Annotated in this window: 5 protein-coding genes; 2 read left to right on the top strand and 3 right to left on the bottom strand. The window is 45.3% G+C overall.

Annotated elements, in window-relative coordinates; all coding sequences use genetic code 11:
- The first annotated feature begins 382 nt into the window (after positions 1–382).
- Entirely contained in the window at positions 383–733 is a 351-nt protein-coding gene (locus tag L6773_RS17465) for a hypothetical protein (RefSeq protein ID WP_237855773.1), read from the top strand.
- 116 nt (positions 734–849) lie between these two features.
- Here L6773_RS17465 and mutL read toward each other — a convergent pair whose 3' ends face one another.
- Together mutL and L6773_RS17455 are read right to left on the bottom strand one after the other, a co-directional pair.
- Positions 850–2,682: a DNA mismatch repair endonuclease MutL gene (mutL, locus tag L6773_RS17460; protein ID WP_237855770.1), complete on the bottom strand. Its 1,833-nt coding sequence runs from the start codon at positions 2,680–2,682 to the stop codon at positions 850–852.
- Positions 2,683–2,712: 30 nt separating this feature from the next.
- Positions 2,713–2,916 carry a hypothetical protein gene (locus L6773_RS17455; RefSeq protein WP_237855768.1) on the bottom strand — a complete coding sequence of 68 codons (204 nt, stop codon included), beginning with the start codon at positions 2,914–2,916 and terminating at the stop codon, positions 2,713–2,715.
- Between the two features lie 289 nt (positions 2,917–3,205).
- On the opposite strand from L6773_RS17455, the gene icd reads away from it, so the two are divergent.
- Complete coding sequence (gene icd / locus L6773_RS17450) at positions 3,206–4,453, top strand: NADP-dependent isocitrate dehydrogenase (RefSeq protein WP_237855767.1); 1,248 nt, start codon at positions 3,206–3,208, stop codon at positions 4,451–4,453.
- A gap of 300 nt (positions 4,454–4,753) precedes the next feature.
- Here icd and xylA read toward each other — a convergent pair whose 3' ends face one another.
- Positions 4,754–6,067 (bottom strand): xylose isomerase, encoded by a 1,314-nt coding sequence (gene xylA / locus L6773_RS17445; RefSeq protein WP_237855766.1) that lies wholly within the window; start codon positions 6,065–6,067, stop codon positions 4,754–4,756.
- Positions 6,068–6,077 lie beyond the last annotated feature (10 nt).

Below are 6,077 nucleotides of genomic sequence, written 5' to 3'. Positions count from 1 at the left end.
TAAACTCAAATTTGTTGCGGGAAGTAGAACAAGATACCGGAACTCGGTCCAACCTCAACCTTCCTGTTCTTTACCATAACAAAACTCTGTGATGCCGGACAAGCTGTGCGGCGTACATTGTACAACGGGCTGCCAGCCCGTTACTGATAAACTCAAATTTATTGAGAGAGGTGGAACAGGTCGCCGGAACCCGGTCGAACCTCAACCTTCACGTTCTTTATCATAACGAGATCCTGTGGTGCCGGACAAGCTGTCCGGCGTACATTGTACAACGGACTGCCAACCCGTTACTGATCAACTCAAATTTCTTGAGGGAGGTGGAATAGGTTGCTGGAATTCAGTCCAACCCCAACATTCCTGTTCTTTACCATAACAAACCCCTGTGGTACCGGACGAGCTGTCCGGCGTACATCGTACAACGGGCTGCCAGCCCGTTACTGATAAACTCAAATTTATTGAGAGAGATGGAACAAGATGCCGGAACCCGGTCCAACCTCAACCTTCCTGTTCTTTACCTAACGACACCCTGTGGTGCCGGACAAGCTATCCGGCGTACATTGTACAACGGGCTGCCAGCCCGTTACTGATAAACTCAAATTTATTGAGAGAGATGGAACAGGATGTCGGAACCCGGTCCAACCCCAACATTCCTGTTCTTTACCTAACGACACCCTGTGGTGCCGGACAAGCTGTCCGGCGTACATCGTACAACGGGCAGCTTGCCCGTTACTGATAAACTCAATTTTACTGAGAGAGGTGGAACAGGATACCGAAATTCGGTCCAACCCCAACTTTCCCGTTTTTTACCACAGCGAAACCCTATGATGCCGGACAAGCTGTCCGGCGTTCTTATCTAAACCGACGCTTCATTTCGTCCATAGACATCGTTACGAGTGTCGGTTTTTCGAGTGGGTCATGATAGGGCTCATTGCAGGCAAAAAGCTGGTCAATCAACATCTCCATCTCCTGCTCTGAGAGTTTCTTCCCTCTGGGAATTGCCGTACGAGAAGCAAAAGCAATAGCTACCCGCTTACGTGCATCAAGAGATGGTTTTTTAGTGAGTTCCCGATACTGCTGAAGCATATCTCGAAGCACCGCTTTTTCATCTCCTATCTCGATATCTGCCGGTACGCCATTGATAATGGATGTATTTCCGCTGAGCAACTGAATGCTAAATCCCATTCGCTGGATGATTGGCAATAGCTCTTTCAACAGTGAAAACTCAGTGGCATTTAATTCAACCGTTTGAGCAAAGAGAAGTTGCTGTGTGCCGGGAAGTGACTCTTCCGTAGCGCTCATCGCCTTTTCAAAAATAATTCGTTTATGTGCCGCATGCTGGTCTATCACGCATAAACCTGTACGTGTTTGGGTGAGAATATATCGATTGTGAAGCTGCCAGAATCCTCTGTCCCGCGACTGGCCTTGTTTAGCAGACGATTGCCTTTGCTCCTCTTCAGAATAATCGCCATCGGTGTCTGTTCCCCCATACAAACGCTCCGCCGATTCTTCACCGTCGATTCCGGATTTTCGAAAATTGATCCTTGAAGGTATATTGATAGGATCGGTTTTTCCTCCACGATTTCTCTGGCTATCACTGCGGTTTGAAAACTGATCTAATGAGAGATCGAAATCATTCTCTACTCGTTCTGAGGTTTCAATATCGGGAACAGCAAAATATTCATTGATCGCCTTTTTAATCACCGATCGGGCCAGCTGAATGATGCTCCGTTCATCATCAAACTTCACTTCCAGTTTGGCGGGATGGACGTTCACATCTACTTGCGTTGGATCGATCTCAAAATAGATCGCGTAAAAAGGATATTCGTTTTGACGAGTCCATGTATCAAACAGACTCAGAATTACATAGGTTAGGTATCGGTGCTGAAAGGGTCGACCGTTTACAAAAAGGAACTGCTCTCCCCGGCTTTTCTTGGCCAGTTTTGGATCGGCCAGCATCCCGTGAATTTTCACATAACTGGTTTCCTCTTCAAAAGGTATCAGGCTGGCTTTATACTGCTTCCCAAAAAGAGCAGGAATCCGTTCTTTCAAATCCTGTTTTGGCAGATGATACATACGGTCACCATCCGCATGTAATTCAAACTCAATATTGGTATTCGCAAGCGCACTGTTCTGAAAAGCGTTTATGATATGTTTGAGTTCGGTGGCATCGGTCTTCAAAAACTGACGGCGCGCCGGTACATTGTAAAAAAGATTTCGAACGGCAACAGAGGTGCCATCATCCACAGCCACCGGTTCAAATCGTTTCTCCTCTCCACCCCAAATTTCAAGAAGTGTTCCGGCATCATCTTCCACCCGCTTGGTCTTCATCTCAATTTGCGAGACAGAGCCAATCGATGCCATCGCTTCACCGCGAAAACCCATTGTTCGGACTCGAAAAAGATCCTCAATCGATTCTATTTTTGATGTTGCGTGCCGCTCGAAGCAGAGCCTGGCGTCCTCTTCAGACATTCCGCATCCATTATCCACAACCTGGATAAGTGTACGGCCGGCCTGCTGGACGATCAGTTTGATGTGATCGGCGCCTGCGTCAATGGCGTTATCGAGAAGTTCTTTTGCTACAGATGCGGGTCGCTGAATGACCTCACCGGCGGCAATTTTATTGGAAAGTTCGGGGGGCATGGTTCGAATAACCGACTGCCCGATTTCTCCTTGTTGATTCAAATAACTCAGTCCAAATTTTTTAGGTGATGCTTACAGAGCTGCAATAATCCAAATAACCATAATTAAGCCAACCGCATATAATACGACGCGAATATTCTGAGCACGATGGCGCTTTCGTTTTGTTTCAAACTTCATTCGCTGCCTGCGCTTTTTCTCCTTCTCAGGGTCATAATAGCGCGTCGGCATGTCAAATTTTCTGGGCTTGGCTCTGAAGCCGAACATGGGTTTCATCATGTGTACTCCGCTTTTTCGTTTTACACTAAACGACTCGGTTTACAAACTATTTTAAAGATACAATTTGAGAACCGGAATTTGCAGTTTTTTTCAAGGATAAACTTCATACTAAGCATGGTATTTTTTAAACAGATGAATAGATAGATTCAGTAACTGAAAAAAATATGACGGTATGATCATCTGATTCGAAAGAAATACCATGTTTCCTTTGGCTCGAATAACAAATCCCAACTAATTTCATTATTTTGCCTTTCTGAAATTGCTAACCCAAAAAAAATGACCAAATCGAATGAGTTTTGAAAAATTAGAAAAACCTTCTGTTGGCTCCGTCATCAAGAAAAAAGAAGACGGATCCCTGGTAGTCGGAGACGACCCGATTATTCCGTTTATTGAAGGCGACGGTATTGGAATTGATATCACACCTGCCATGAAACACGTTGTAGACAGTGCTGTTGAAAAAGCTTACGACGGGAAGAAGAAAATTAACTGGTTTGAAGTATACGCCGGTGAAAAAGCTGTTGAGGAATATGGCGACGATACGTGGTTGCCTGAAGATACCTTAACTGCATTCCAGGAGTATCTTGTAGGAATTAAAGGACCGTTGACGACACCTGTTGGAGGCGGAATTCGCTCCCTTAATGTAGCTATTCGCCAGAAATTGGATCTGTTTGCCTGTGTCCGTCCGGTAAAATATTACACCGGCACCCCTTCTCCAGTCAAGCATCCTGAAAAAACAGACATGGTGATTTTCCGAGAAAATACCGAAGATATTTATGCGGGAATTGAGTATCAGACAGGAACACCCGAGAATAAAAAGTTAAAAGACTTTTTGATTGATGAGCTCGGTGCTACCAGCATCCGATTTCCTGAAACATCATCTTTGGGAATCAAGCCGATCTCCATTGAGGGAACCAAACGACTGGTTCGTTCTGCGATCAATTATGCAATTGAGGAAGAGCGTGACAGTGTGACCCTGGTTCACAAAGGAAACATTATGAAGTTTACTGAAGGAAGCTTTAAAAACTGGGGATATGAAGTAGCCAGAGAAGAGTTCGATGCCGAAGTGATTGGCGAAGGACCGTGGTGTAAATTGCCAAACGGAATTGTTGTTAAAGATGTGATTGCCGATGCATTTCTGCAGCAAATTCTCACTCGTCCTGATGAGTACGACGTGATTGCAACGATGAACCTTAATGGCGATTACGTATCCGATGCACTTGCAGCTTGTGTGGGTGGAATTGGAATCGCACCGGGTGCCAACATTAATTATAACTCCGGGATTGCCGTTTTCGAAGCAACCCACGGAACAGCTCCAAAGTACACCGGCCAGGACAAAGTAAATCCGGGCTCACTGATTCTTTCTGCAGTCATGATGCTTCGATACATGGGTTGGAAAGAAGCAGCTGACCTGATTGAAAAGGGACTCGAAAAAGCAATTAGCAATAAACGAGTCACTTACGATTTCGAACGACTGATGGAAGACGCAACACTCCTGAAGTGCTCTGAATTTGGCGAAGAGATCGTTAAAGGAATGTAAATCTATTCCGAAAAAAATAAGAAAAAGGAGGCGGCCGAGAGGTATCCTCCTTTTTTTATTTTTTACGTTTTCGTAACGAATCTCTCCTCTTGAGAGGGGACAGATGTTGAAGCCTTCAGCGTAAACATCAGGGGTGTGTCTACGTGATTTCAGCTATCATGATCTTTCAAATGATGTGATGAACACACCTATAAATCAAAACTCGCGCAAGTCTTTGACTTGTGCGAAGATATCACAAAGAACTGGTACAAGTTACTCCGAGGGAATCCCCTTGGGACAAACCTGTACCAGTATTCATGTTTAGATGTATCGATTTACGATATTTTCAAGCAGTTCCTGCTTCCCACTTGTCATCTTAGGCTCACCGGCCTCAATGGCAAATGTTCTCAGCTCTTCGAGAGACAGATTGCCTTCTTCGAAACTTTTGCCGTTTCCATCATCAAAAGAAGAGTAGCGTCCGTAGCGGATCTTTTTGAAGTCAGAATCGTTCATAATTTTATCGGCAATGATCAGCCCGCGTGCGAATGTATCCATTCCGCCAATGTGAGCGTGAAAGAGATCTTCCAGATCCGTAGAATTTCTTCGAATTTTCGCATCGAAATTGAAACCACCGGGTGCAATTCCGCCATTCTCCAAAACAACAACCATCGCTTCAGTAGCATCATACAGATCGGTTGGGAAGTAATCGGTATCCCAGCCGTTTTGGGCATCACCGCGATTCGCGTCTATGCTGCCAAGTAAACCTCTTTCCGCTGCAACCGCCAAATCGTGTGCAAAGCTATGGCTGGCGAGCGTGGCATGATTTGCCTCAATGTTCAGTTTAAAGTCATCCAGCAGATCCTGCTCACGCAAGAATCCAATCACCGTTGCAGAATCAAAATCGTACTGTTGCTTGGTGGGCTCCATCGGTTTCGGTTCGATCAGGAAATTTCCTTCAAACCCGATTTTTCGTCCGTAATCTCTGGCTGACCGCAAAAACTCACCAAGGTGATCCTGCTCACGTTTCATCTGGGTGTTCAGGAGTTTCATATATCCTTCACGTCCGCCCCAGAAAACGTAGTTTTCGCCATCAAGCTCAACGGTTGCATCGAGCGCTGCTTTTACCTGGGCAGCTGCGTGGCAAACAACTTCAAAATCGGGATTGGTGGCCGCACCATTCATATAGCGTGGATGAGAAAAGAGGTTGGCCGTTCCCCACAACAACTTTACCCCGGTTTCTCCCTGGTACTCTTTAGCTTTGGAAACCAGATCAATAAGGTTTTTTTCGGAGTCATGAATCGTCACTCCCTCTGGAGCAAGATCGCGATCGTGGAAGCAGTAATATGGCGTTCCTAACTTGGTAAAAAATTCAAATGCAGCATCCAGGCGGAATTTAGCATTGTCTACTGGATCACTGCTTTTATCCCACGGAAATGTTCTGGTCCCCACCCCAAAAGGATCACTATTCTCATTGCAAAAGGAGTGCCAATAGGCAATTGCAAACCGGAAATGTTCCTTCATGGTTTTCCCTGCAATCTCTTTCGATTCATCATAATATCGAAACGCCAGATGATTATCCGTTTCCGGCCCTTCATATTCAATTTTATCTATCGATGGAAAATATTCTTCGCTCATCAGTCTGTAT

Source organism: Rhodohalobacter sulfatireducens, from assembly GCF_022012475.1.
GTDB classification, from domain to species: domain Bacteria; phylum Bacteroidota; class Rhodothermia; order Balneolales; family Balneolaceae; genus Rhodohalobacter; species Rhodohalobacter sulfatireducens.
Note: the sequence above shows the minus strand (reverse complement) of the source record. Positions and strands in the feature narration are given on the sequence as shown.